Raw genomic sequence first — 22375 nt, 5'->3', positions numbered from 1 at the left:
ACGACCGGATTGACCGCTGATGTACGCACGATGGGGGCGATGAAGTGTCCGATGCCGCGATCTTCCAGCGCAGGTTCGAGGCGCTGGCGGCGAACGTCGAGGACTTCATCCGCGGCAAACCCGAGGTGGTCAGGCTCGCCCTGGTCTGCCTGCTCGCCGAGGGTCACCTGCTGATCGAGGACGTGCCTGGCGTGGCGAAGACGTCGCTCGCCAAGGCCATCGCCCGCTCGGTGGCGGGTGCGGAGGTGAAGCGCATCCAGTTCACCCCCGACCTGCTGCCGTCCGACGTCACCGGCGTGCAGGTCTACGACCAGGGCCGCTCGCGCTTCGAGTTCCGGCAGGGCCCGGTCTTCACCCACATCCTGCTGGGCGACGAGATCAACCGCGCCTCGCCCAAGACCCAGTCCGCGCTGCTCGAGGTCATGGCGGAGGGCCAGGTGACCGTCGACGGCCGCCCGATCCCGGTGCCCTACCCGTTCCTGTGCATCGCCACCCAGAACCCGGTGGAGCACCAGGGCACCTACGCGCTGCCGGAAGCGCAGCTCGACAGGTTCATGATGCGCATCAGCATCGGCTACCCGGAGAACTTGGCCGACGAGGTCAGCGTCCTGTCCTACGGCGTCACCCGCCGCCGCCCTGACGAGCTGAAGTCCGTGATGGAGCTCGACGACCTCCGCCTGATGATCCGCGCGGTCCGCGACCAGCGCGTGGCCGACAACCTCCGCGAGTACGTGGCCCGCCTGATCCGGGCGACCAGGGTCCACCCCGACGTCGAGCTGGGCGTGAGCCCGCGGGGCGGCATCGCCCTGGTGACCGCGTCCCAGGCCTACGCCCTGTCCGCCGGCCGTCCCTACGTGACCGCCGACGACGTCAAGGCCGTGGCCATCCCGGTCCTCAACCACCGCCTGCTGCTCACCCCGGAAGCCCGGATCCAGCAACGCACCACCGAGTCGGTCCTCACCGACGTTCTCGCGGCCGCACCGGTCCCGGCAGGCCGGTGAGTGGTGTGCTGACCAGATCCGGGGCCGCGATGACGGCCGCCGCCGCGGGCCTGATCGCCCTCGGCGCGTGGACCGACTACCCGGAGCTGGTGACGCTCGGCCTCGCCGCGGCGGGCACCCTGCTGGTGGCCGCGGCCTGGCTGGTGGCGTCTCCCCGGCTGACGGTGGTGCGGGAGGTCCGGCCGAGACGCGTGTTCGAGGGCGACGCCGCCCAGGCCACGCTGACCGTGACGAACGTGGGCAGGCGCGGCAGCCCTCCGCTGCGGATCACCGAGACGGTCGGCGGGCACCGCACCACCGTCGCCGTGCCCGCGCTGACCGCGGGCCACGGCTGCACGGTCAGCTACCCGCTCCCGGTCGCCAGCCGCGGCCGCTACGTGATCCCACCGGTGCAGCTCGGGCACTCCGACCCGCTGCGGCTGCTGCACCGCGGCCGCGCGTGCGGCGGTGAGCTGGTCGTGCACGTCTACCCGCGCGTGCACCTGCTGGCGACGATCGCGACCGGCGGCCCCCAGGACGCGGAAGGCCAAACGGTCAGCAGCGCTCCCCTGGGCGGCGTGGCGTTCCACAGCCTGCGGGAGTACGTGCCGGGCGACGACTGGCGACGCATCCACTGGGGTGCCACGGCCAGGACCGGCACGGTGATGACCCGGCACGTGGTGGTGCCCGACGAGCCGCGCCAGCTGGTCGTGCTGGACACCGGCGCCACCCCCTACTCCGGCCGGCTGTTCGAGGACGCGGTCCGCGTCGCCGCGTCGTTCTGCGTCGCCGCCGAACGGTCCGGGCTGCCGCTGCGGCTGCGCACCACCGGCGGCGCCGAGAGGGACTCGAGCGGCACCGCGCTGGAGCTGCTGTCCACTGTGGCCTGCGGCGCCGCCGATCGCGGCCTCGCCGCTCTGTCCGACCTCGTGCGCGACGTGGTCTCCGACACCGAGGGCGTCGCGCTGACCGTGGTCACCGGCCGCGTGGGCACCGACGCCGCGCAACTGCTGATGCAGCTGCGCCACCGGTTCCTCACGGTCAACCTCGCCCAGCTCGTCCCGCCGGACTCCGCCCTGCCGGCGAGGCCGCGCGGTGTGCTCGCGGTCGCCGCCCCGACCAGCGAGCAGTTCGCCGCCAACTGGAACCGGCTGGTGCTGCGATGACGTGGCGGAGGTTCACCTCTGGCGGCCTGCTGGCCGAGGTGGCGCTGGCGGTGGTGGCGGCCGCCGCCGGAGCCCTGGTGTACCACCGTTTCTTCGCCACGCCCGACTACCTCGCCGTGCTCGCGCCGGCGTGCCTCGCCGGCGGCGCGGCGGCCGCGCTGGGCCACCGGCGCAGCTGGGTCACCCCGATCCTGGCCGTCGCGGGACTGGCCCTGGTCATGGTCTGCGGCGTGTTCCGCGGCGACGCCTCCGCCGTCCTCAGTGGACTGCACGGCAGCTGGAACCGCCTGCTCACCGTGACCGCGCCCGCCGACTCGTGGGGCGAGCTGCTCGCGGCACCGGCCCTGGTGGTGTGGGCGGCGGCGTTCTCGTCGGTCCTGCTGGTCCTGCGCACGCGCAACCCGCTGGCGCCGCTCGCGCCGTCGCTGGCCGGTTTCCTGTTCGCTCTCTTCGCCGTCGGCAACCAGGCAGGCGGACATCTGGTCGCCACCGTCGTGTTCCTGGCCGCGGCACTCGTCCTGATCGCGATCCGCACCCACCGCAACACCGGCGACGGCACCGTTCGCATCGAACGCCAGTCGTCCAGGCCGGTCGTCGCCCTCGTCGTCGCGGGCTCGACGGTCGCCGCCGGCGCGCTGTTCGGCCTGGCAGGCGGCCAGGTGTCGCCCCTGGCGTCCGGCGATCACCGCTTCGATCCGCGTGACCTGCTCGCACCACCGGTCGCGAGCACCGACGCCCTCACCCCGCTGTCCCAGCTGAAGAAACAGCTCAACGAGTCCCCGCCCCGCCCGTTGTTCACCGTGCGGATGACCCTCGACGGCACCATGCCGGTCGACCGGGTGCGCACCGCCGCGCTGGACACGTTCGACGGCACCACCTGGACCGCGACCGACACCTACCGGGTGGCCGGGAGCCACCTCACCGTCGACCCCGCGCTGCAGCACCGCAAGCCGGTGACGGCGCGCATCGAACTGCAGGGTCTCGCCGGTCCGTACCTGCCGGTCGTCGGCTGGCCGTCCCGGTTGGACGGGCCCGGCGAGACGCGTGGCCGGTTCGGGTTCGACCCGCGCTCGGGCGTGGTGGTGAGCACCGGTCCCATCTCGCCGGGGTTCACCTACGACGTCACGGGCGAGGTGTACGTGTCGGACAAGGACCTGGCACAGGCCGCCACGACGACGACTCAGTCGCCACCGCTTCCCGCCGGTGTTCCGGACGCGGTGCGCACGCTGGCCGCGTCGGCGGCGGATCGGAACGACACCTCTCCTCGCGACCGGCTCCGCTCCCTCGAAGCCGCTCTGCTGGTCAAGGATCCCCGGCCGAACCGGCCACCGGGGCACTCCTACGCCGCCATCGCCCGTGCGCTGGCGGAAGGGGACGCGGGTGGCGGGTACGCCGAGCAGTACGCCGCGGCGTTCACGGTGGTCGCCAGGATGTGGGGGTATCCGGCCAGGGTCGCGGTCGGCTATCGCCTGCGCGGCGCCGCGGACGGCGTCTTCCAGGTCACCACCGCCGACGCCCACGCGTGGCCAGAGGTGCACTTCGCGGGGTACGGCTGGGTCGCGTACGACCCCACCAGCACCGAGGACGAGATCACGCGGAACCCGCCACCGGAGGCACCCCGCGTGGTCCCGCCGCAGCCCGCCCCGTCGACCACCGCGCCGGTGCCGGCGCCGCGGGCGGACTCCCCGTCCGCCGATGCGCCGGACGAGCAGGGGTTCCACTGGGACAACGTCCTGAACGGCACCCTGGTGCTGGTGCCGTCGGTGGTTCTGCTCGTGCTGCTGACGGCCGGATTCGTGGTGTTCGGCAAAGCCCGTCGCCGCAGGAGGCGGCGCCTCGATCCCGATGACGCGGCGCGGGTGCTCGGCGCGTGGCAGGAACAGCTCGACCGGCTGGTCGAACGCGGTGTCTCAGCACCGGTCTCGCTCACGTTCCACGAGGTGGCGCGGCACGTGCGCGGCAGCCTCGGCGACGCGGCGGACCCGATCGCCGCGACCGCGGAACTGGCGACGAAGGCGATCTACGCGCCGGAGCACCTCGACCGTCACGACGCAGACGAAGCCTGGAAACTCCTGGCACGGCTGAACGCCGAGCTCTACCCGCGACGCCTGTCCGCGGCACGCCTTCGCGCCGCGCTGGACCCGCGTCCACTGTGGACCTCGTGGAGCGTCGCGCGGCGCAGGCGGCATGCGGGAGAACGCCTCGAAACGGGGCGATACCGATGAAACCGGGACACGTCAGGGTCGCCCTCGGCGCCGTCGCCACGATCGCCGCCGCCGTTCTGGTGGCGGGGCCCGGCTATGAGCCACCGCAGGTGCGCATGCTCTCCGGCGCGGTCTGGCTCGCGTCCGGACCGGTCGGCGAGGCGACGCTGGTGGACGGCGCGTCCGCCGAGGTGAAGGCCCACGTGCCGGTCGCCGTTCCCGGCACCGCGCTGAGCGTGACCCACCACCAGGACGGCGCCGCCTTCGTCCTGAACGGGAAGACCGGTGCGCTGAGCCGCATCGACACCGCCACCGAGCAGGTCTCCCGCCCGGCGTCCGTGCTCCCGGAGAGCGACGGCCTGGTCCTGCTGCCCTCACCGGACGCGCTGCGGGTGGTCGACGTCCACAGTGGAGCGGTCGCCGCGGTCGATCCCGCCACGCTCGCGCGGCGAGGCGAACCCGAGCACCTGGCCGGCGCGGTCAGGCCGGGCAGCGTCGTCGCCGACGGACTGGGCCGGGTGTGGGCGATCGACGAGGCGACGGGCGACCTGGTCTGGCTGGACCGGGGACAACGACGATCCCGTGCCACGGCGACCAGGAGCGGTCTCCTCGCGATCACGCAGGGCCTGCCCGCGCTGGTGGATCCCGAGCACGGCACGGCGGAGCTGATCAACCCCCAGACCGGTGCTGTCCGGCGTTCCCTGCGGCCGGATCTCCGCGCCGGCGATGCGGTCGTCGTCAGCGGCTCCGCCGACCGGTCCCGGTTGCTGATCGCGGTGCGCACCCGCGGCGAGCTGATCTCGTGCACGTTCGGCACCGGGTCCTGCGCCAAGCCCGTGCAGGTGGGGTCGCCGGGTGCCGAGCTCGGCGCGCCGGTCGAGGTGGGTGATCACGCGGTGGTGCCCGACCACTCCACCGGGCAGGCCACGATCGTCGACCTCGCCACGTCGCGCGTGGTGGCCCAGCGCGCGCTGTTCGAGCGGCCGACCGCGTTCGAGCTGATCGCCCGGGACGGCATCGTGTTCTTCAACGACCCCAACAGCAACAAGGCCGGCGTGCTGGACCTGTGGGGCACGGTCCGGACGATCACCAAGTACACCGAGAACCCCGCCGTGGACAAGCCCACCCCGACGCCCGACCGGTCGGTGCGGGCGGACGAGGTGAGGAAGACCGGCCACGAGAAGCAGAAGATCGGGCTCGGGCAACCCCACCAGAACAGCCGGCCGGACCTGACGGCCTCGAGCCCCGCCGCGTCCATCGTGGTCGAACCCGGCAACAGCGGGGTGGCCGGTGACGAGTTCGAGCTGACCTTCGTGCTCCAGCACGCCGCCGGCGCCACGATCCGGTGGTCGTTCGGCGACGGAACCGACGCCTCCGGCTCCTCGGTCCGGCACACCTGGCTCGAGCCGGGTGTCTTCACCGTCCGCGCGACCGCCACCTTCGGCGAGGGAAGGCGGGCAGAGGCGGAGACCGCGGTGACGGTGGTCCCGCGAGGAGCGCCGCCGCGGATCATCTCGCTCGCCGTCAGCCGGCCGAAGCCGGTGATCGGCGAGCCGGTGCACTTCAGCGCCGACACCACCCGCGAGCCGGACAGGTGGGAGTGGACGGTCACCCGGTCAGGTCAGCCGGCACCCGAGGTGACCGCGCGGACAGCCGAGTTCGACCACCGGTTCGCCACACCCGGCCGGTACACCGTCGCGCTCACCGTCACCAAGGGATCCCAGACCGCGCAGTCGTCCCGTCAGTTCACCGTGGCCAGAGGCACCGTCAAGGCCCTGACCCGGGAGGACTGGCCGATGATCGTTCCGCCGGCTGCCGAGAGCGGCGTGATCGCCGTTGCCGCAGGCGAAACCCACGCGGTGGCGTTGAAAACCGACGGCCGCGTGATCGCCTGGGGACCGGACGACACCGCGAACCGGCTGAACGTGCCGCAGGAGGCGACCAGCGGCGTGATCGCGATCTCCGCCTCCGGCGAGCACACGTTGGCGTTGAAAACCGACGGATCCGTGGTCGCCTGGGGCGGCCGCGACGGGGAGTCGGACGTGCCGGAAGAGGCCCGGCGCGGTGTGGTCGCGATCTCCGCAGGAGATCGGCACAGCCTGGCGTTGAGGTCGGACGGCTCCGTCATCGCCTGGGGCGGTACCAGCGAGGAATCAGACGTACCGGACGAGGCCCGGCGCGGTGTGGTCGCGATCGCCGCCGGGGACAGCACCAGTCTGGCGCTGAAAGCCGACGGTTCCCTCGTCGTCTGGGGCGACGGCCCGTTCCAGGATGGCACGCCGCCCAGCATCTCCGGCGGCGTGCGCGCACTCGCCCTGGGCGGCAGCGTCGGCCTGGCGTTGCAGGAAGACGGCTCGGTCATCAGCTGGGGCAGCCGGAAGCAGAAGACGTTCCGGGTGCCGGAGGAAGCGCAGAGCGGTGTCGTCGCGATCGACATCAGTCACCAGCACGCCCTGGCCGTGAAGGCGGACGGCACCGCGTTCGGATGGGGTCTCGTCAGCTACGACGTCGACCCGCTACCGCCAGGAACCAGCGGCGTGCTGGCCGTCGCGGCGGGCAACGACTTCAGCCTGATCCTCGTGGAAGGGACGGACTGACCGATGACACCGCTGACCCGGCGTACCCGGCTCCTGACCGCCTTCGCCGCCGTCACCGCGACCGCCGCGGCCGTTCTCGTGGTGGGACCTGGCTACGAGACCTCGCACGTGCGCATGCGTTCCGGCACGGTCTGGCTCGCGTCCAGCCAGACCGGCGAAGCGACCCTGGTCGACGGCGCTGCCGCCGAGGTGACGGCCCACGTGCCGGTCGCAGAGGCCGGCACGGCGCTGACCGTAGCCCAACGGGGCAGCGCGGCCGTGGTGCTCAACCGGAAGACCGGCCGGGTGAGCAGCGTCGACAGCGCCACCGAACGGGCCACCCCACCGGTGCCGGTGCTCCCCGCGAGCGACGGGCTGCTCGTGCTGCCCGGTCCGGACGCGCTGCACGTGCTCGACGTCCACAGTGGAATGACAGCCGAGGTCGACCCCGCGACGCTGGCGCCGCGAGGTGAACCGCAGCGGCTGGCGGAGGCGATCAGGCCGGGCAGCGCCGGGATCGACGAGCACGGCCGGGTGTGGGCGATCGACGACACGACGGGCGACCTGGTCTGGCTGGACCGGGGACAGCGACGAACCCGTTCCGCCGCGACGAACAGCGGTCACCTGGCGATCACCGGTGGCAGGCCGGTGCTGGTGGATTCCGAGCACAGCACGGCCGAGCTGCTCGACCCCGGGACCGGTGCGGTCGCGCGGTCGGTGCGGCTTGCGGCACACACCGACGACACGACGGTGATCACGGGATCCGCCGGCCGGGCGGGGGTGCTCGTCGCGACCGGCAGCCGGGGCGAACTGGTCTCGTGCGCGTTCGACACCGGCTGCACCGAACCCGTGCAGGTCAGCTCCGCGGGTGCGGAGCTCGGCAGCCCGGTCGAGGTCGGCAGGGTCGTCGTGGTGCCCGACTACTCCACCGGGCAGGCCACGATCGTCGATCTCGCCACCTCGCGGACGGTCGCCCAGCGGCAGTTGTTCGACCGGCCGATCCGGTTCGAGCTGATCGCCAGGGACGGCATCGTGTTCTTCAACGACCCGAACGGCAGCACCGCCGGGGTGCTGGACCTGGCGGGCGACGTCAAGACGATCACCAAGTACACCGAAGGCCCCACGGCCGACGAGGCCACGCCCGCACCGGATCCACTGGCGCAGGCGACGAAGGTCGACCACCGGATGCAGCAACCGGGACAGGGGCTCCCCGGCCGGAACAGCTCGACACCGCAGGCGAACCCGCCACCGCGGGCGCCGGAGACCACGGCGTCCATCGTGGTCCGGCCGGGCAACCGCGGTGTGGTCGGAGACGAGTTCGAACTGACCGTGCTGCTGCGGCCCGCCGGCACCGCCACCACCCGCTGGTCGTTCGGCGACGGAACGGAGGCGGCCGGCGCCACCGTCCGCCACCGCTGGCACCAACCGGGCAGCTTCACCGTTCGTACCACCTCGGCCCTCGGCAACGGGGGCAGCGCGGAGGCGGAAGCGGTGGTGACCGTGGTTCCGGCGGAGGCGCCACCGGGCATCACCCGGATCGACGTGCGGCGGCCACGGCCGGTGATCGGCGAGTCGGTGCACTTCAGCGCGGACACCACCGGCCGCCTCGACCGCTGGCGGTGGACCGTGAGCAGGCCCGGCACGACCACTCCCCTGATCACCGCGGACACGCCCGAGTTCGACCACAGGTTCGCCGAACCCGGTGTCTACACCGTCTCGCTCACCGTCACGAGCGGCACGCGGACCGCGCAGTCGTCCCGGCAGCTCAGGGTCTCCCGGGGTGCGGTCAAGGCCTGGGGCCTCAACAACACGGGCCAGACGGACGTTCCGCACACGGCCTCGAGCGGTGTGGTCGCGATCGATGCCGGGTACGAGCACTCTCTGGCCTTGAAGGCGGACGGCTCGGTCATCGCCTGGGGCGGTCAGCTGGAGGTTCCACAGGAAGCCCGCAGCGGCGTCACCGCGATCGCCGCCGGCGACAACCACAACCTGGCGCTGAAGGCGGACGGGTCTGTCATCGCCTGGGGCGACAACAGCAACGGCCAGACGACCGTTCCGCCGCAGGCCAGGCACGACGTGATCGCGATCGCCGCCGGCGGCGTCCACAGCATGGCGTTGAAGGCGGACGGATCCGTCGTCGTCTGGGGCGACGAGGAGTTCTCCGTTCCGCCGGAGGCGCTGAGCGGCGTCACCGCGATCGCCGCCGGCGTCAGCCACTACCTGGCGCTGAAGGCGAACGGCTCCGTCATCGCCTGGGGCACCAACTGGGCGGGTCAGTCGGACGTTCCGCAGGAAGCCCGCAGCGGCGTCACCGCGATCGCCGCCGGCACGGCCCACAGCCTGGCGCTGCTGCCGGGTGGCTCCGTGATCTCCTGGGGCAGGCCCGGATGGCCTGCCGCGGCGGAAGAGCCAGGGGACGAGTACGAGGTGCCGCCCGCGGCCAAGGCCGGCGTCACGTCGTTCTCCACCCACTTCACGCACAACCTGGCGTTGAAGACGGACGGCTCCGTGGTCGGCTGGGGCAGCAACGCGCAGGGCGAGGCGTCGGTACCGGCCGAGTACAACCACGGCGTGCTGGCTGTGGCCACCGGCTGGTACTACAGCCTGGTCCTGCTGGAAGACCTCGAGTGACGGCTACGAGTAGCGGGCACGGGTGGCCTGGCGCAGCTCGCGCCAGGCCGCCGCGACCCGATCGGGATCGCCGCCGAACGCTCCGGCCCGCAGCAGGGCCGAGTCCGCGTTGAGGCGGGCGAGGTTGCGTTCGTAGATCACGTCGTCGACCCGGTCGAGCCGCACCGCGAACTCGCCGAGCGAGGAGAACGCGCCGTCGTGCAGTTCCAGCAGGCTGCGCAGGAACTCGTAGTCCGCGAACGCCCACTCGAAGGCGCTGCCGTCGACGACGTTGAAGAACACCCTGCTCAACACTTGCCTCAGTTGCACGCTCAACGCCTGGTGCGGGGGCGTGCCACCCCACGCGGGAAGCGCTGCCGCGTGCCGTGGGTCGACGACGTTGCGCAACGCCAGCAGACGCAGAACGGGCGTGGACCGTCCATCGGCCTCGATGACCGAGCTCTGGCAGAGCAGCCGGTGCAGGAGGTCCTCCCGGCCGGCCTCCACCGCTGCCACGCCGATGACGTAGACCAGCAGCAACGCCGGATAGGCTGACGCGTTGACCCACACCTGCTGTGCGCCGCGGTGGTGCGGTGCGGGCCGCACGAAGCGTTCGACCAGCGTGGCCCACAGGTCGTCGTGCCGCCGATCGCCGGACCGCACGCCGATGGCGACGAGCCGCAGCAGTGGCGCCATGTCGTGCTCGTACCCGGTGAGCCGCTTCTCCAGCTCGGCGGGGAGGTCGTTCTCGTCCAGGTGACCGGAGGTGGGGTACCGCGTCTCCGCCAGCAGGTCGAGTGCCGAGGCGGCCGCGGCGCGGACGCGATCGCTCACCGTCTGGCCCACGGGTTCGGCCAGCGCCTGCCGGAACTCCGTGACGGTGCTGCGCAGCTCCCCCTCGGCCGGACGCTCCGGACGTGCCACCGGCGCCGCCTTCGCCGTGACGAGCTCCGGCACCAGCTCGACCAGCTCGTCCACCAGCCGCGGCAGGTCGAGGTCGTCGCTGCGGTGGTGGATGCGCAGGTACTGGCAGCGCGCCAGCCGCTTCAACGCGTCGGGCAGGTCGGCCTCGCTGAGCGGGTCGATGCCGTCCATCAGCACGGGGATGACCCGCAACCCGCACTGGAAGGCCTCGGTGATCTCCCGCCGCACCCAGTCGTCGGCCTTGTCGAGTCTTCGGACGCCCTCCCGGTCCACGGCGCCGGACCAGCGGGGCCCGATGATCGCGAGCAGCACCTCGCACCGGCGCAGCCCGCTCAGGATCTCGCGGGAGAAGTCCTCGCCGAGGCGGATCGACTGGCTCGCGTAGAACACCTGGTCAGCACCGAAGCGCGCACCCAACTCCCGCTTGACCAGGGCAGCAGCCCATTCACCGTCTCCGGTGCGGTAGTTGACGAACACGCCAGGCATCGCCCAAACCCTCTCATGGTGAGCTTCGGGTCTGGAGACTACTGACCGCCGGTCGGCTGCCCGGCGGCGAGGACCGGCCTGGGCCGTTCGGGTGAATTCGGCGGAATCCGGCTGAGATCCGCTGCCGTCGCGCCGTTGATCAGGGTGGTTCCGTAGTTCACGGTCCTCAGCCTGCCTGGTTCCTCTAGGGCAGGCAGGCCTCGTTTTGAGTGCCCCGGGAGGATCAATGGGATCCAGGTCGTTGCGTCATGGCGGTGACCAGGTGACCAAGCACCACCAATGCCCTGAGGACAGGGCGTCGTTCGCAACGCGCGTGATGGACAGGTACTGGGAGCCCTTCTTCCGGTACGCGTGCCGCAGTCTGGGTGACCATCACGCGGCTCAGGACGTCCTCCAGGACGCCGCGCTGAAGACCTTTTCGGACGATCTTCCGCAACGCGCTGCTCGACCACGTCGAGAAGCACCGCAGGGAGGTCTGCGTCTCCGAACCGCGCGACGACGTGCGCACCCGCGGATCGGCAAGTCCCACGGAGAACGGCGTCGTGGTCCGAGATGTCGTCGGCCGTGCACTCCGGGAACTCCCCGAGCGGCACCAGGAGATCTTCTTCCTGCGCCACTACGCGGGGTTCACGACGGCCGAGATCGCCCAGATGCTGGGCCTCGGTGCCGCGACGGTGAGCACCTACCTCTCCAGCGCCAAGAACCGGCTGGGTGAGTGGTCCTCGAAGCAGGAGTAGCGAGGGAGACGAGGTATGCGCTTTGACGACCTGCTGGCCAGGGACGTCGAGGAACTGCATCAGGAAGTCGCCGCGATCAGCAGCGAGGCGACCGTGATGCACGCCCTCGACGGTCCTGGCCGGGTCGAGATGCCTCAATCCACCGCTGATGAGGGGGGAAGCTGGTCGCGGGACTGGCCTGCGTCGGAGCTGTCCGCGTGCCGCGAGCGCGCGGAACTGGGCGACGCACGGAGCGCTCGACGTCTCGCCGAACTGCTGGAATTCACCGATCAGCACACCGAAGCCGGCGCATGGTGGCATCGTGCGGCGGCCCTGGGTGATCAGGACGCGGTCGCCTACCTCGCCGAGGTGGGCAACCGCACCTGATCAGCACTCGAAAGTGGATCGTGGAAAACGAAACCGTGCTGGGGATAACGGGTGGGCCGTCGCGCGTGGGGTGCGGCGGCCCACCTGTGGTAATTGAGATTCACGGTCGTGCGGCCGTTGTTGAGGTCATGAACCCGCGAGACTGGCGAGACGTGATCGACGGATGGATGGTGCGGACGCAGGTTCGCCGCGACCTCATGGTGGCGCTCGGAATGGTGCTGCTGAGCACCGTGGTCGTGGTGGCGCTGCTGACCGGTTTCCTGGTGCAGCCGATCGCGGGTGGCGCCGTTCTGGCCGCGTCGGCCGGCGGGCTCGTCGCCCGCCGCCTGCGCAAACGCGGCTGACTCAGCACTTCACCCAGTAGTTCGGGGAACTTTGGCGGATGCTGCTGCTCGTGAAGGTGTTCCACAACCCGAGCGCCTGGTTCGAGCCCATCGCATAGGTCTGTCCCGCAACGGCATAGGCACGACCCGCGGTGGTGTGCGCGTAGTTGCTTGCGGTCACGCAGTCCGAAGTGGACGTTGTCGTCGTGGGCGGAGTGGTCGGCCGCGCACCGGACATCGCCTTGACCATGTTCACCACGGCCGTCATCTGCGGGCCGGACTTGAGCGGGTACTGAGCGGACTGGTAGCCCCACCAGTCCCAGCAGCCGCGCGGGTTTCCGGTCATCGTGGTGGCCTGCGGGTAGAGCACGATCATGTTGTTGGTGTCGGCGTACTCGTTGAGATAACCCTTGTCCATCAACGCGTTTCCGACGAGGCCGTAGTACTGGTAGCAGCCGTGCAACGTCACCATCAGCTTGCAGGGTCCCGACTCGCACGGCCTTGGCACGTAAGCGAAACCCTCGCGTCCCATGCTCACCGACGCCGGGTTGCCGCCGGGCACGTACGTGCTCTGGTCGAACTGGACGAGCTTGCCGGACAACGTCGAGGCGGCCGCGTTCACCTGACCGAACAGGTGGCCCAGCATCTCCTTCACCGGATCCGTCGTCCCGCACCTGTTGACGTACGGCGACGACGTGGCACCGCAGCTGTTCGGGCCGATCGGGCTGACCCAGGCGTGCCCTGCCGCGGAAGTGTTGTTGTAGACGACCCTCGCGCCGAAATCGCGGTAGTACGTGGCGAGGTCGTCGTTCACCGCCCGGTCGACCGTGTCGTCGGCGCTGCCGTGGAAGAGCCACACCGGGTCGCCGGACAGGTTCTGCGGCGGGTCGACCGTGCCCGCCGCCGCGCGGTTCCTGGTGAGCTGCTCCAGCTCTGCCGGGGTTTTGCGTTGCTGGTAGGTGTCCATGCACGCGTACAGGGCGGTGTTCACGTTGTTCTGGGCGCAGTCGTAGGCACCGGCGGAGAAGATGCCCGCGCCCTGGAACAGGCCCGAGTACGCGACGTGGAGCTGGTTGGCCATGAAGCCGCCGGACGACAGGCCGCTGACGTAGGTGCCGGTGATGTCGTAGCCGCCGAGCGTGCCGGGCTGCGGTGCCGGAACCGCCGCCGTCGACATCGACAAGCCGGTCGCGGCCAGGCCCGTTGCCGCCGCGAGTGCCAGGAGCGCGTTCCTCAATCGCATGTGTTCGCCTCCGCCGTTGCAGGCAAGAAATGCAGGGAAACCGATGCTAGAAGCCGATAAAAGGACGAGACCACGTGGGCAACCTCCACCTCGGGCCACCGCCTGACGTCGAGTCCCACCATTGCGCCGGATCGGAACAGTGGTAGGGGTGACGGCTCGATTGCCGATACCGTCGCGCGTGTGGAGAAACGACTGTTCGCGCTGACGCTGGCACTGGTCCTCGGCAGCGTGTTCCTCGTCCACCTCGGCGCGAGCGACGAGACGGGGAAGACGCTGATCCGCAACGCGTCCATGGTGCTCACGATGGACACCGCGCTGGGCACGCTCGAAGACGCCGACGTGCTGATCGACGGCGACCGGATCGCCGCGGTCGGGCGGGGAGTCACCGCCACGGGCGCCAAGGTGATCGACGGCAGGGGCAAGATCGTCATGCCCGGATTCGTCGACCTGCACACGCATCTGTGGCAGTCCCTGATCCGCGGCTGCGCGACGGACGAGGAGCTGGGCGGCTGGCTCGGCAGCTGCGTCCTGCCACTGCAGGGGTCACCGGTGGACGGCACCGACGCGTACGCCGGCGCCCGTCTGTCCACACTGGACACTATTTCCACCGGTGTGACGACGGTGACGGACTGGTCGCACGCGTTCAACCCGGACTTCGCCCGCGGCAACCTGCGGGCGCTGACGGACTCCGGGCAGCGCTTCGTCTTCGCCTACCTGGCGACCGCGGACTCGTGGGTCGCGCCGGAGGTCCGGCGGGTGAAGAGGGACGTGATCGACCGAAACCCGTTGGCCCACCTGATGATCGGCACGCACCCGGCGAGCTGGAACGTGGCGAACGTCGAGGCGTCGCAGAAGCTGGCCGACGAGCTGGGCGTGCCGTTGAACGTGCATCTGCTGGAGTCCAAAGCGGACCCGGCCACCGACCAGATGGGAGTGCTCCGCCGAGCCGGAGCCCTGCGCCCCGGCCTGCTGGCGAACCACGTCGTCCACGCGACGGACGCGGAACTCGACGAGCTCGCGGCCCACGACGTCCGCATCGCGCACAACCCGTTGTCCAACATGCGCCTGGCTTCCGGCGTGGCGAGGGTGCCGGACATGAAGGCCCGCAACCTGAAGGTGGGCATCGGCCTGGACGGCGGCACGAACGACACGTCCGACATGTTCAACGACATGCGCGCAGCCCTTGGCCTGCAACGGGCGCAGTCCACGGACGCGGCCCGCTACCCGACGCCCGCGGACGTGCTGCGGATGGCGACCCTCGGCGGCGCGGAAGCGTTGGGACTGGAGAACGAGATCGGATCGCTGACCCCTGGCAAGAAGGCGGACCTGCAGGTGATCGACACGCAGGCGCTGAACTTCGCCCCGAAGGTGGACTGGCCGAGCCAGCTGGTCTTCACCACGCAACCGGTGAACGTGCAGTGGGTGTTCGTCAACGGCGTGGCGCTGAAGAAGAACGGCAAGGTCGCCGGCGACACCGGCCGCGTGATCGCGGACGCGCAGGCGGCGGCGGACCGGGTGCGCAAGTACCTGGGCCGCTGAGTCACACCAGCCCGTGGGACTGGGCGTAGAGGGCGGCCTGCGTCCTGTCCCGCAGCCCGAGCCTGCCGAGGATCCGGGAGATGTGGTTCTTCACCGTGCCCTCCGACAGGTGCAGCCGCCCGGCGATCTCCCGGTTCGTCGCCCCGGCCGCGACCAGCCGCAGCACCTCGACCTCCCGCACGGTCAACGGTTCGCGGTGCCCGCTGGAGGAGTCGAGCACGGCCGCCAGCCGGGCCGCCGCGGCCGGGTCGAACTGGGCCACGCCCGCCGCGGCCAGCTTGACCGCCGCCGCCAGCTCCTGGGACGGCAGGTCTTTGAGCAGATAACCGGTCGCGCCCGCACGCAGCGACCGCACCACGTAGTCCTCGTCGTCGAACGTCGTCAGCATGACCACCCGGCAGGACGGAGCGCGGCGACGCAGCAACGCCACCGCCTCGACGCCGTCGATCCCCGGCATCCGCACGTCCATCAGGACCACGTCCGGGGTCAGGAGCACCGCCTGCTCCACGGCCTCGTGCCCGTCGGCGGCGGTGCCGACGACCTCGATGCCGGGCTGCAGGCCCAGCAACGACGCGATGCCCTCGCGGATCAGCCGCTGGTCGTCGACGACCAGCACGCGGGTCACCACGTCCTCGCCGCGGGAATCGTGACGGTGAGCCTCGTGCCGGACGACGTGCTGGCGAGGTCGACCCGCCCACCGGCGAGCGCGACCCGTTCCCGCATCCCCAGCAACCCGAAGCCCTCCTCCGCCGTTCCCATGCCGCGTCCGTCGTCGGCCACGGTCAGCCGGGCCTGCTCGGCGTCGAGGTCGACCGCGACCGCGATGGACGTGGCACCGGAATGCCTGCGCGAGTTGGTGATGCCCTCCTGCGCGGCCCGGTACAGCGCGTGCAGGGCGCCGGTGCCGTGGCCTTCCGGTGAGCCGCTGACCGTCAGCGTGACGTCGTCCTGGCCCGCGACGAGGTCGTCGAGGGCGGCGAGCAGGTGGAACGAGCGCAGCGACCGCACCGACTCGCGCACCTCGGTCAACGCCCGCCGCGCCGACCGTTCGGCGTCGAGGACGGCGGCCTTCGCGGTGCCCGGTTCGCGGTCGTGGAACGCGGCGGCCTTCTCCAGCTGCACCACGATCGCGGTCAGGTGGTGGCCGAGGTCGTCGTGCAGATCCCTGGCCACCCTGGCCCGTTCCGCCTCCGCCGACAGCTCCGCCACCGTCCGGTGCGACTCCTGCAACCGGATCCGCCCGTCGCGTTCGCGCACCGCCACCGCGGCCGTCGCGACCGCGAGCACCAGCCCGACGGCGAACATCACCAGGTCCGACACCCGCTCCGCGTGGGCGTACCACTCCGGGGTGCTCACCACCGCCACCGCCAGGCACACCGCGGCCAGCCACACCGCGACCGTTCGCCCGAAAGCGAAGTACGCGGCGAACGGCACGAGCACCAGCAGCACCCGCGCGAGCCCCGATCCGTCCACAAAGGACACACCAACGTAGAGCGCCGCCCGCACCGCCAGCAGAGCCGCCGCCACCGGCTTCGGCGTGCGCACCGGGTAACGGCGGGCCTCGACCACGTCCACTGTCACGAGCACCGCCAGCCCACCGACCAGCAGCGGCAGCGTGCCGGTGCCGAGTCCCAGCACCGCGGCGTACACCCCGGCGACCAGCACCGCGGCGCACAGCACCAGCGAAACCCAGGTGTGCATGCCGCTCAGGCTAGTGGCCACAGGGCCGCGGACAGCCAGATCAGCACCACCGCACACGCGACGTGCGCCAGCGCGGACCACGGCGTGTCCGGCAGCGCCGCGAACACCGCCAGCACCGTGAAGCCGATCCCGTACCCCCACGCCGGAACCGCCGGGAACACCTTCGCCCGCACCATCGACACCCCGAACAGCACGGTGCCGAGCACGAACACCAGCGACGCCACCTTCAGCACCACCGACGTCACCGGCGCCACCCGGTCCTGGAAGAAGATCACCACGTTGAGCGCGAACGCCACCCCGGTGAACAACCCCAGCCCCAGCACGTTCACCGCGTAGGCGAACGCCCCGAACCGCCCCGACGCGTGCGCCTGGCGCCCGTGCAACGCCACCACGGCGGGCGCCCCGAACGCCGTCCCGAGCCCGATCACCAGGCTGGTCGCGGCCGTCTCCCCGGTGAACGCCTCGACCGCCCCCGGCACCCCGATCGACAGGGCGAGGAGAACCCCGCACACCGCACCGAACCTCAACGAGAAGTTGTCAGTCACGGAAGCGACGCTAGGAGCGAGGCCACCGTGTTCCCGAGTCCCGACCGGCCACTTCGGACGCCGGAGGTCATGCCGTCAGGGGTGCCGATCGGCACGTGCCCCGCTGTCACATTCGGGTCCGATGCAGCGATGTCTCGTGCGAAGGAGGACGTGGTGGCGAAATCGCTGAAGTCGGGCACAGGCCGGTTCGTGGCGGGGATCGTGCTGGTGGGCGCGATCGCGGGCCTGGCGTTCGTGATCAGCTCGTCGGCCGACCAGAGGTCCTGGGCCAGCGCCGAGGGAACCGTCCAGGAACGGCTGCGGTCGGGCAAGAGCTTCTCGGTCAAGGTCGAGTACCCGCTCCCGGACGGCACGAAGCAGGTCGCGACCCTGTCGGAGAACGGCCCGGCCCGCCACCCCGGCGACCGCGTGACGGTCCGCTACGACCTGGAGAACGGCAAGGTCGTCGACGCCGCGCTGGCCGACAACGACGAGGCCCACTGGGTGGCCGGCGGCATGCTGGGCGTCGTGATCCTCGGCGCGATGTTCGCGAACCTCATCGCGTGGGCACCCAGACCGAGGTCCGACTGACCGGCGTCGATGATCGACAACGGCCGCCCGCCCTGCCAAGCTGGGGGCGACCGACGGGAGGCAGGGTGACACCACTGCAGACGGAGGCCGAACAGCGCGACGACGCGGTGATCCTGCGGGTCACCGGCGAGGTCGACTCCTACACCGCGCCGCTCCTGCACGAGCACCTGGCCGAGGTGTTCACCGAGGCGGCGGGCAGAGCGGTCGTGCTCGACATGACCGGCGTGTCGTTCCTCGCCTCGTCCGGCCTGTCCGTGCTGGTCGAGTACCACACGCGCGGCGTCGACGAGGGCACACCGCTGCGGGTGGTGGCGCCGGCGGGCAGCGTGCTGCGGGCGCTGCGGGCGACGACGCTGAACGAGATGATCGAGCTGTACGCCACGGTGTCCGAGGCGCTGGCGGGCTGACCGCCTCCCGTCAGAGCGCGATGGGCCGCGCCACACCACTAGCCGGGCTCGTAGCGGAACGACGCCGTCGCGGGCTCGGCGCACACCGCCTCAGCCGCCCGGTCGGAGTCCTGCAGGTACCACACCTTGGCCCGGTACTCGGTCCACCCGGTCACCGCACGCCCGTTGACCGAGTCCGGCCCGATCGAGTTGCGGGACTCGAGCTTCGCCACGCCGTCAGCCCCCGTCGGGACCGTGCCGAGGACGACCCCGGAAGGCCCCAGCGCCGAGAACTCGATCTTCACACCCTCGACCGGGCCGTCACCGGTCAACCTGGCCGTGAGGCTCAGATCCGAACCCCGCGCCGTCACCGGTGCGACGCTCAAGCTGTAGCCGCAGCCACCGCACGCGGTGACGGCGGCGGGCGACGCCAGCACGAGTGCCAGCGCCGCCGCACGGGTCTTCCTCAGCAAGGACCGCCTCCGCTTTCGCCCTCCGGCGGGAACGGGCTGAACGCCCGCGACACGGCGATGTCGAGCAGCTGAGCGGACTCGCCGTCCAGGTACTGCATCTGACCGTTCACCACCCTGCCCGGATCCATCATGCTGAACACGAACTTCCGCGTGCTCGGGTCGCCCAGGTCCGGCGGCGGGAGCACCGTGATGCCGGAGACGCGCGGGTCGGCCGGGATCTGGTAGCCCAGCTTGCCTGGGCTCGACTCGTCCGCGTACACCCCGACCGGCACCGGGCCGATCAGGACCTGGAACTCGGCGTTCGTCCGCTTCTTCATGTCGAACACGTGGAAGCGCAGTCCACTGTAGACGTCGTCGGGGTTCGTCTTGAACGCCCACTTGTACAACGGGAACAGCGGCTGGTCGAACTTCTCGATGCGCAGGCTCAGGTCCATGTCGAGCTGGGCGTGCACCTGCGGCGCGACCATGCTGAACCTGTCGTAGCTGCCCTCGACGCCGAGTGCGACGTAGGCCTTGCCCGGCCGGATCGTCATGTCGCGCACCCCGTCGACGACCACGTACACGCCGCCGATGCGCACGTTCGGGGCCTGGATGTGGCCGTCGTTCACGTGCAGCGTGAGGATCGGGATGCTGACGCAGGACACGATGTCCTGCTCGAACTCGTTGATCTTGAACGGGTCCCTCTGCCTGAGCTCGAACGCTCCGCCGACCAGCATCGAGCCGGTGGGACCCGGCTGGGACTGCAGCCGCGTGCTGAACGTGCCGAGGTCGTTCTCCGCGATGGTGACGGTGACCTTCTCGCCGAGGTCGACGAGCTTCGCGAACACGTCGTTGGTCTGGAAGCGCAGACCGCTCTCGTTGTTCTCCACGGCGAACTTGCCCTGCACGAAGGCCTCGGCGTCCATTCCCGCTTCCGCCGAGACCACGGTGATCACCGGCACCTTGAGCGCGTTGCCCTGGTTGTCGGTGCCCTTGATGTCGACGTCGACACAGGGCGCGTTCGGCCCGGCGTCACAGGCCGGGATGTCCGTGAGCCGGGCCCGCGCGGACGCCGGCCCACCCTGGTACATGCCCGTCACGTGGGCGTTCACCATGCTGATCGCGCTGTTCGCGGCGACCCGCACGTGGCTGTTGTCGCCGAACTCCCCGGTCACCTGCAGGCTCGACGGCACGCCGTGCACGTCCGCCGCTCCGCGCAGGTTCCCGTACTGGGTCGTGTTCGCCTCCGCCCGCAGCTCCAGCAGGGCGATGCCACCGGACGCGGTGTACTGGACCTGGAGGTCGTGCGCCCGCTTGGGATCGGTCTGGTCGAACCCGAACGGGCCGATGTGCAGGTCGAACGGCGACGGCAGGCCGCTCAAGGTCGCTTTCGCGGCGGCGTACGGCGCGACGTCGAACAGGCCGTCGAGGCGCACGTAGGCGTTGAGCGGCACGCCGGCGGGCGGCCGGTAGCCGACGACGTCGATCTTCTTGGCCGCCATGTCGACCTCGACCACCGTGGGCAGGCCCGGCAACGACACCGTGCTCACCAGGCCGAAGCACTTGCCCAGCAACGAACAGATCGGCCCGTCGTCACGAGCGCAGCCCGCGCCGGTGCACGACCTCGCCTCGGCGGCGATGCCGTGGGCGTACAGCGGGACCTGCCCGATCGCGTCGAGCGCCGCCACCTTGCCGACCCTGGCCTCGGCGAGCAGGCCCACCGGCCGGTCGGTGCGGTAGCTCAGCTTGCCGTCGCCGTAACGCACGTCCAGCGAGCTCGGCAGGCTGACCTTGCCGAACGCCGTGTACCGGTTGTCCGCGCCGAGCAGGAAGTCGCCGTCGAACGCGAACGTGCCGTCACCGGAACGCATGTCGAACCCGACGCCGTCGGGCTTCGGCGCCACCGCGACCAGCGACAGCGAGCCGACCGCGGCGCTGGCGTCGAGATCACCGTTGCCCTGGTTGTAGTGCGCGGCGACGTGCTGGCCACGAGGTGCGGTCGCGCCCGCGTGGTTGGTGACCGCGAAGGCCGCCGACCCGATCGCGCCGGACGTGCCCTGGAACCGGAAGTTGCCGTCCGCCCAGTCCGCCGTCATCTTCGCGGGGATGGCCAGCGCCTGTGCGAACGCCTGGTACTCGCGTCCGGCGAACGGCACCTTCGCCGCGCGGAACGTGATGCCGCCGAGCGCGGCGGACGCCGACGACTCGAAGTGCTTCGCCGGTGCGTCCACCACCACGTCGAGGTCCGCGGGCACACCGTTCGCCGACGCCGAGAGGTAGCCGGAGTCCACTCCGGACAGTGCGGCGGTGATCTCGTTGATTCCAGCCGAGTTGTGCACGCCCAGCGTCGTGCGGGCGTCGAACGTGCCGACGACGTGCACGGTCGCGGGCAGCTTGTCGATCGACGCCCGCGCCCTCAGCGTCCCGAACGAGGTCTGCGTGTCGGCCTCGGCCGCGACCCGCAACACGCCGAGCGGTGCCGACGCGCGGTACCCGACGTCGACGCGGGCCGGGTTGCCGTCGACCGTGATCGGGCCGACGGTCAGATCCACGTTGGACGGAAGGCCGTCCAGGCTGACCTGTCCTTCGAGCCTCGGCAGGTTCGGCAGCAGACCGCTGATCTCCAGGTACGCCGTGAGCGGCGCGGTGGCGGTGTACCCGGTGAGCTCGATCTCCTTGCCCACCAGGTCGATCGCGAGCGCGGTCGGCAGGCCGGGCAGCCGGATGGTGCCCACGAGGCCGAGGCACCGGCCGAACAGCGTGCAGATCGGTGAGTCGTCCTTCACGCAGCCGGCGCCCTCGGCACAGCCGCGCGCCCTGACCGCCACGCCGTTCTCGAACAGCGGTGCGCCGAGCCCGTTCAGCGCGGAGACCTTGCCGACGTGCACGTCCGCGAGCAGGCCGATCGACTTGTCACCGGTGTAGGTGAGCTTGCCGTCGGCGAGATCGATCGTGAGCGTGAGGTTCGTCGGCAGGTGGTCGATGCGCGAGGTCACCGCGAGGCGGGTGTCATCGGCACCGTTCGCGGCGAGCACGACGTCGGCGTCGACGAACACCGGCTGGCCGTCGGTGTTCAGCTGCAGGTTCGCCACCTGCTTCGCCGGGCCGCGGGCGTACTCGGCGAGGGTCAGGTTGCGAATGCTGACGCTGCCGTCGAAGTCGCCGGTGACCTGGCGGTAGTGCGCGGAAACGTGTTGTCCCGCGGGCATGGTCGCGCCGCCGTGGTTCGTGACGGAGAACCGCGCCGCGCCGAGCGCGCCGGACAGGCCGCGGAACCTCATGAGGCCGTCGCCGAAGTCGGCGTCGAACCGCGCGGGAACACCGGTGAGCTCACCGATCGCGAGGAAGTCGCGGCCGGCGAACGGAACCCGTGCGACCGCGGCGATCGTGCCGAGCGGTGCCGACGACGTGCCGTCCAGGTGCCGCGCCGGCAGGTCGACCAGCACGTCGACCTCGGTCGGCAGATCGGTGAGGGCAGCGGAGAGGTAGTGGTGGCCGGTCGGATCGAGTCTTCAGTCTCAGCTGAGTTGACACAGTTCGTGTCGCGGAGCAAGTGACACACCCTGG

Annotated in this window: 19 protein-coding genes; 11 read left to right on the top strand and 8 right to left on the bottom strand. The window is 71.1% G+C overall.

Annotation, left to right across the window (positions count from 1 at the left end):
* Positions 1 to 44: 44 nt before the first annotated feature.
* The 5 genes from IEZ09_RS12650 to IEZ09_RS12630 are packed head-to-tail and all read left to right on the top strand — an operon-like array spanning position 45 to position 9557.
* Positions 45 to 1001, top strand: coding sequence for an AAA family ATPase (locus tag IEZ09_RS12650; RefSeq protein ID WP_189253844.1), 957 nt, complete (start codon positions 45 to 47; stop codon positions 999 to 1001).
* A gap of 5 nt (positions 1002 to 1006) precedes the next feature.
* Positions 1007 to 2146, top strand: coding sequence for a DUF58 domain-containing protein (locus IEZ09_RS12645; RefSeq protein ID WP_189253843.1), 1140 nt, complete (start codon positions 1007 to 1009; stop codon positions 2144 to 2146).
* A complete protein-coding gene (locus IEZ09_RS12640) occupies positions 2143 to 4371 on the top strand; it encodes a transglutaminase TgpA family protein (RefSeq protein ID WP_189253842.1) in 2229 nt (742 codons plus the stop codon). The genes IEZ09_RS12645 and IEZ09_RS12640 overlap by 4 nt, the downstream gene beginning before the upstream one ends.
* Positions 4368 to 6947 (top strand): PKD domain-containing protein, encoded by a 2580-nt coding sequence (locus tag IEZ09_RS12635; RefSeq protein WP_189253841.1) that lies wholly within the window; start codon positions 4368 to 4370, stop codon positions 6945 to 6947. The genes IEZ09_RS12640 and IEZ09_RS12635 overlap by 4 nt, the downstream gene beginning before the upstream one ends.
* Positions 6948 to 6950: 3 nt before the next feature.
* On the top strand, positions 6951 to 9557 hold the full coding sequence (locus IEZ09_RS12630) for a PKD domain-containing protein (protein ID WP_189253840.1): 2607 nt from the start codon (positions 6951 to 6953) through the stop codon (positions 9555 to 9557).
* 3 nt (positions 9558 to 9560) lie between these two features.
* Here IEZ09_RS12630 and IEZ09_RS12625 read toward each other — a convergent pair whose 3' ends face one another.
* Together IEZ09_RS12625 and IEZ09_RS47430 are read right to left on the bottom strand one after the other, a co-directional pair.
* Positions 9561 to 10946, bottom strand: coding sequence for a toll/interleukin-1 receptor domain-containing protein (locus tag IEZ09_RS12625; RefSeq protein WP_189253839.1), 1386 nt, complete (start codon positions 10944 to 10946; stop codon positions 9561 to 9563).
* A gap of 38 nt (positions 10947 to 10984) precedes the next feature.
* The gene (locus IEZ09_RS47430) at positions 10985 to 11107 is read right to left on the bottom strand and encodes a hypothetical protein (RefSeq protein ID WP_268247619.1); all 123 of its coding nucleotides are present in this window, start codon (positions 11105 to 11107) and stop codon (positions 10985 to 10987) included.
* Positions 11108 to 11371: 264 nt separating this feature from the next.
* Between IEZ09_RS47430 and IEZ09_RS12620 the strand changes: the two genes are divergently transcribed.
* The 3 genes from IEZ09_RS12620 to IEZ09_RS12610 all read left to right on the top strand — a co-directional run bounded on the left by IEZ09_RS12620 (position 11372) and on the right by IEZ09_RS12610 (position 12393).
* On the top strand, positions 11372 to 11683 hold the full coding sequence (locus IEZ09_RS12620; protein ID WP_189253963.1) for an RNA polymerase sigma factor: 312 nt from the start codon (positions 11372 to 11374) through the stop codon (positions 11681 to 11683).
* A gap of 15 nt (positions 11684 to 11698) precedes the next feature.
* On the top strand, positions 11699 to 12049 hold the full coding sequence (locus IEZ09_RS12615) for a hypothetical protein (RefSeq protein WP_189253838.1): 351 nt from the start codon (positions 11699 to 11701) through the stop codon (positions 12047 to 12049).
* Positions 12050 to 12201: 152 nt separating this feature from the next.
* A complete protein-coding gene (locus tag IEZ09_RS12610) occupies positions 12202 to 12393 on the top strand; it encodes a hypothetical protein (RefSeq protein WP_189253837.1) in 192 nt (63 codons plus the stop codon).
* Position 12394: 1 nt separating this feature from the next.
* Here IEZ09_RS12610 and IEZ09_RS12605 read toward each other — a convergent pair whose 3' ends face one another.
* Positions 12395 to 13615, bottom strand: a complete 1221-nt coding sequence (locus IEZ09_RS12605; protein WP_189253836.1) for an extracellular catalytic domain type 2 short-chain-length polyhydroxyalkanoate depolymerase — start codon at positions 13613 to 13615, stop codon at positions 12395 to 12397.
* A 180-nt stretch (positions 13616 to 13795) separates the two neighbouring features.
* Between IEZ09_RS12605 and IEZ09_RS12600 the strand changes: the two genes are divergently transcribed.
* Positions 13796 to 15154 (top strand): amidohydrolase family protein, encoded by a 1359-nt coding sequence (locus IEZ09_RS12600; RefSeq protein ID WP_229812490.1) that lies wholly within the window; start codon positions 13796 to 13798, stop codon positions 15152 to 15154.
* Position 15155: 1 nt separating this feature from the next.
* On the opposite strand, the gene IEZ09_RS12595 is transcribed toward IEZ09_RS12600, so the two are convergent.
* The 3 genes from IEZ09_RS12595 to IEZ09_RS47425 are packed head-to-tail and all read right to left on the bottom strand — an operon-like array spanning position 15156 to position 17400.
* Positions 15156 to 15782, bottom strand: a complete 627-nt coding sequence (locus tag IEZ09_RS12595; RefSeq protein WP_189253835.1) for a response regulator — start codon at positions 15780 to 15782, stop codon at positions 15156 to 15158.
* Positions 15776 to 16855: a sensor histidine kinase gene (locus tag IEZ09_RS12590; protein ID WP_189253834.1), complete on the bottom strand. Its 1080-nt coding sequence runs from the start codon at positions 16853 to 16855 to the stop codon at positions 15776 to 15778. Before IEZ09_RS12590 ends, IEZ09_RS12595 begins: the two co-directional genes overlap by 7 nt.
* A gap of 5 nt (positions 16856 to 16860) precedes the next feature.
* Entirely contained in the window at positions 16861 to 17400 is a 540-nt protein-coding gene (locus IEZ09_RS47425; protein WP_189253833.1) for a hypothetical protein, read from the bottom strand.
* A 129-nt stretch (positions 17401 to 17529) separates the two neighbouring features.
* Between IEZ09_RS47425 and IEZ09_RS12580 the strand changes: the two genes are divergently transcribed.
* Positions 17530 to 17970 (top strand): DUF3592 domain-containing protein, encoded by a 441-nt coding sequence (locus tag IEZ09_RS12580; protein ID WP_189253832.1) that lies wholly within the window; start codon positions 17530 to 17532, stop codon positions 17968 to 17970.
* A gap of 65 nt (positions 17971 to 18035) precedes the next feature.
* On the top strand, positions 18036 to 18377 hold the full coding sequence (locus IEZ09_RS12575; RefSeq protein WP_189253831.1) for an STAS domain-containing protein: 342 nt from the start codon (positions 18036 to 18038) through the stop codon (positions 18375 to 18377).
* Between the two features lie 38 nt (positions 18378 to 18415).
* Here the strand turns inward: IEZ09_RS12575 and IEZ09_RS12570 are convergent, their stop codons facing one another.
* Positions 18416 to 18829, bottom strand: coding sequence for a hypothetical protein (locus IEZ09_RS12570; RefSeq protein ID WP_189253830.1), 414 nt, complete (start codon positions 18827 to 18829; stop codon positions 18416 to 18418).
* Complete coding sequence (locus tag IEZ09_RS12565) at positions 18823 to 22254, bottom strand: hypothetical protein (RefSeq protein ID WP_189253829.1); 3432 nt, start codon at positions 22252 to 22254, stop codon at positions 18823 to 18825. The genes IEZ09_RS12570 and IEZ09_RS12565 overlap by 7 nt, the downstream gene beginning before the upstream one ends.
* Between the last annotated feature and the right edge of the window lie 121 nt (positions 22255 to 22375).

The organism is Lentzea flava (assembly GCF_014648475.1).
In the GTDB taxonomy this organism is placed as follows: Bacteria; Actinomycetota; Actinomycetes; order Mycobacteriales; family Pseudonocardiaceae; genus Lentzea; species Lentzea flava.
The sequence above is the reverse complement of the archived record's forward strand: the minus strand, read 5'-3'. Positions and strand labels throughout refer to the sequence as shown.

What these genes read in the sequence shown, in the direction of transcription:
- IEZ09_RS12640 (WP_189253842.1), top strand. Translation starts at nt 2,143, where the DNA reads ATGACGTGGCGGAGGTTCACCTCTGGCGGCCTGCTGGCCGAGGTGGCG.
- IEZ09_RS12635 (WP_189253841.1), top strand. Translation starts at nt 4,368, where the DNA reads ATGAAACCGGGACACGTCAGGGTCGCCCTCGGCGCCGTCGCCACGATC.
- IEZ09_RS12630 (WP_189253840.1), top strand. Translation starts at nt 6,951, where the DNA reads ATGACACCGCTGACCCGGCGTACCCGGCTCCTGACCGCCTTCGCCGCC.
- IEZ09_RS12625 (WP_189253839.1), bottom strand. Translation starts at nt 10,946, where the DNA reads ATGCCTGGCGTGTTCGTCAACTACCGCACCGGAGACGGTGAATGGGCT.
- IEZ09_RS12615 (WP_189253838.1), top strand. Translation starts at nt 11,699, where the DNA reads ATGCGCTTTGACGACCTGCTGGCCAGGGACGTCGAGGAACTGCATCAG.
- IEZ09_RS12605 (WP_189253836.1), bottom strand. Translation starts at nt 13,615, where the DNA reads ATGCGATTGAGGAACGCGCTCCTGGCACTCGCGGCGGCAACGGGCCTG.
- IEZ09_RS12590 (WP_189253834.1), bottom strand. Translation starts at nt 16,855, where the DNA reads ATGCACACCTGGGTTTCGCTGGTGCTGTGCGCCGCGGTGCTGGTCGCC.
- IEZ09_RS12580 (WP_189253832.1), top strand. Translation starts at nt 17,530, where the DNA reads ATGTCTCGTGCGAAGGAGGACGTGGTGGCGAAATCGCTGAAGTCGGGC.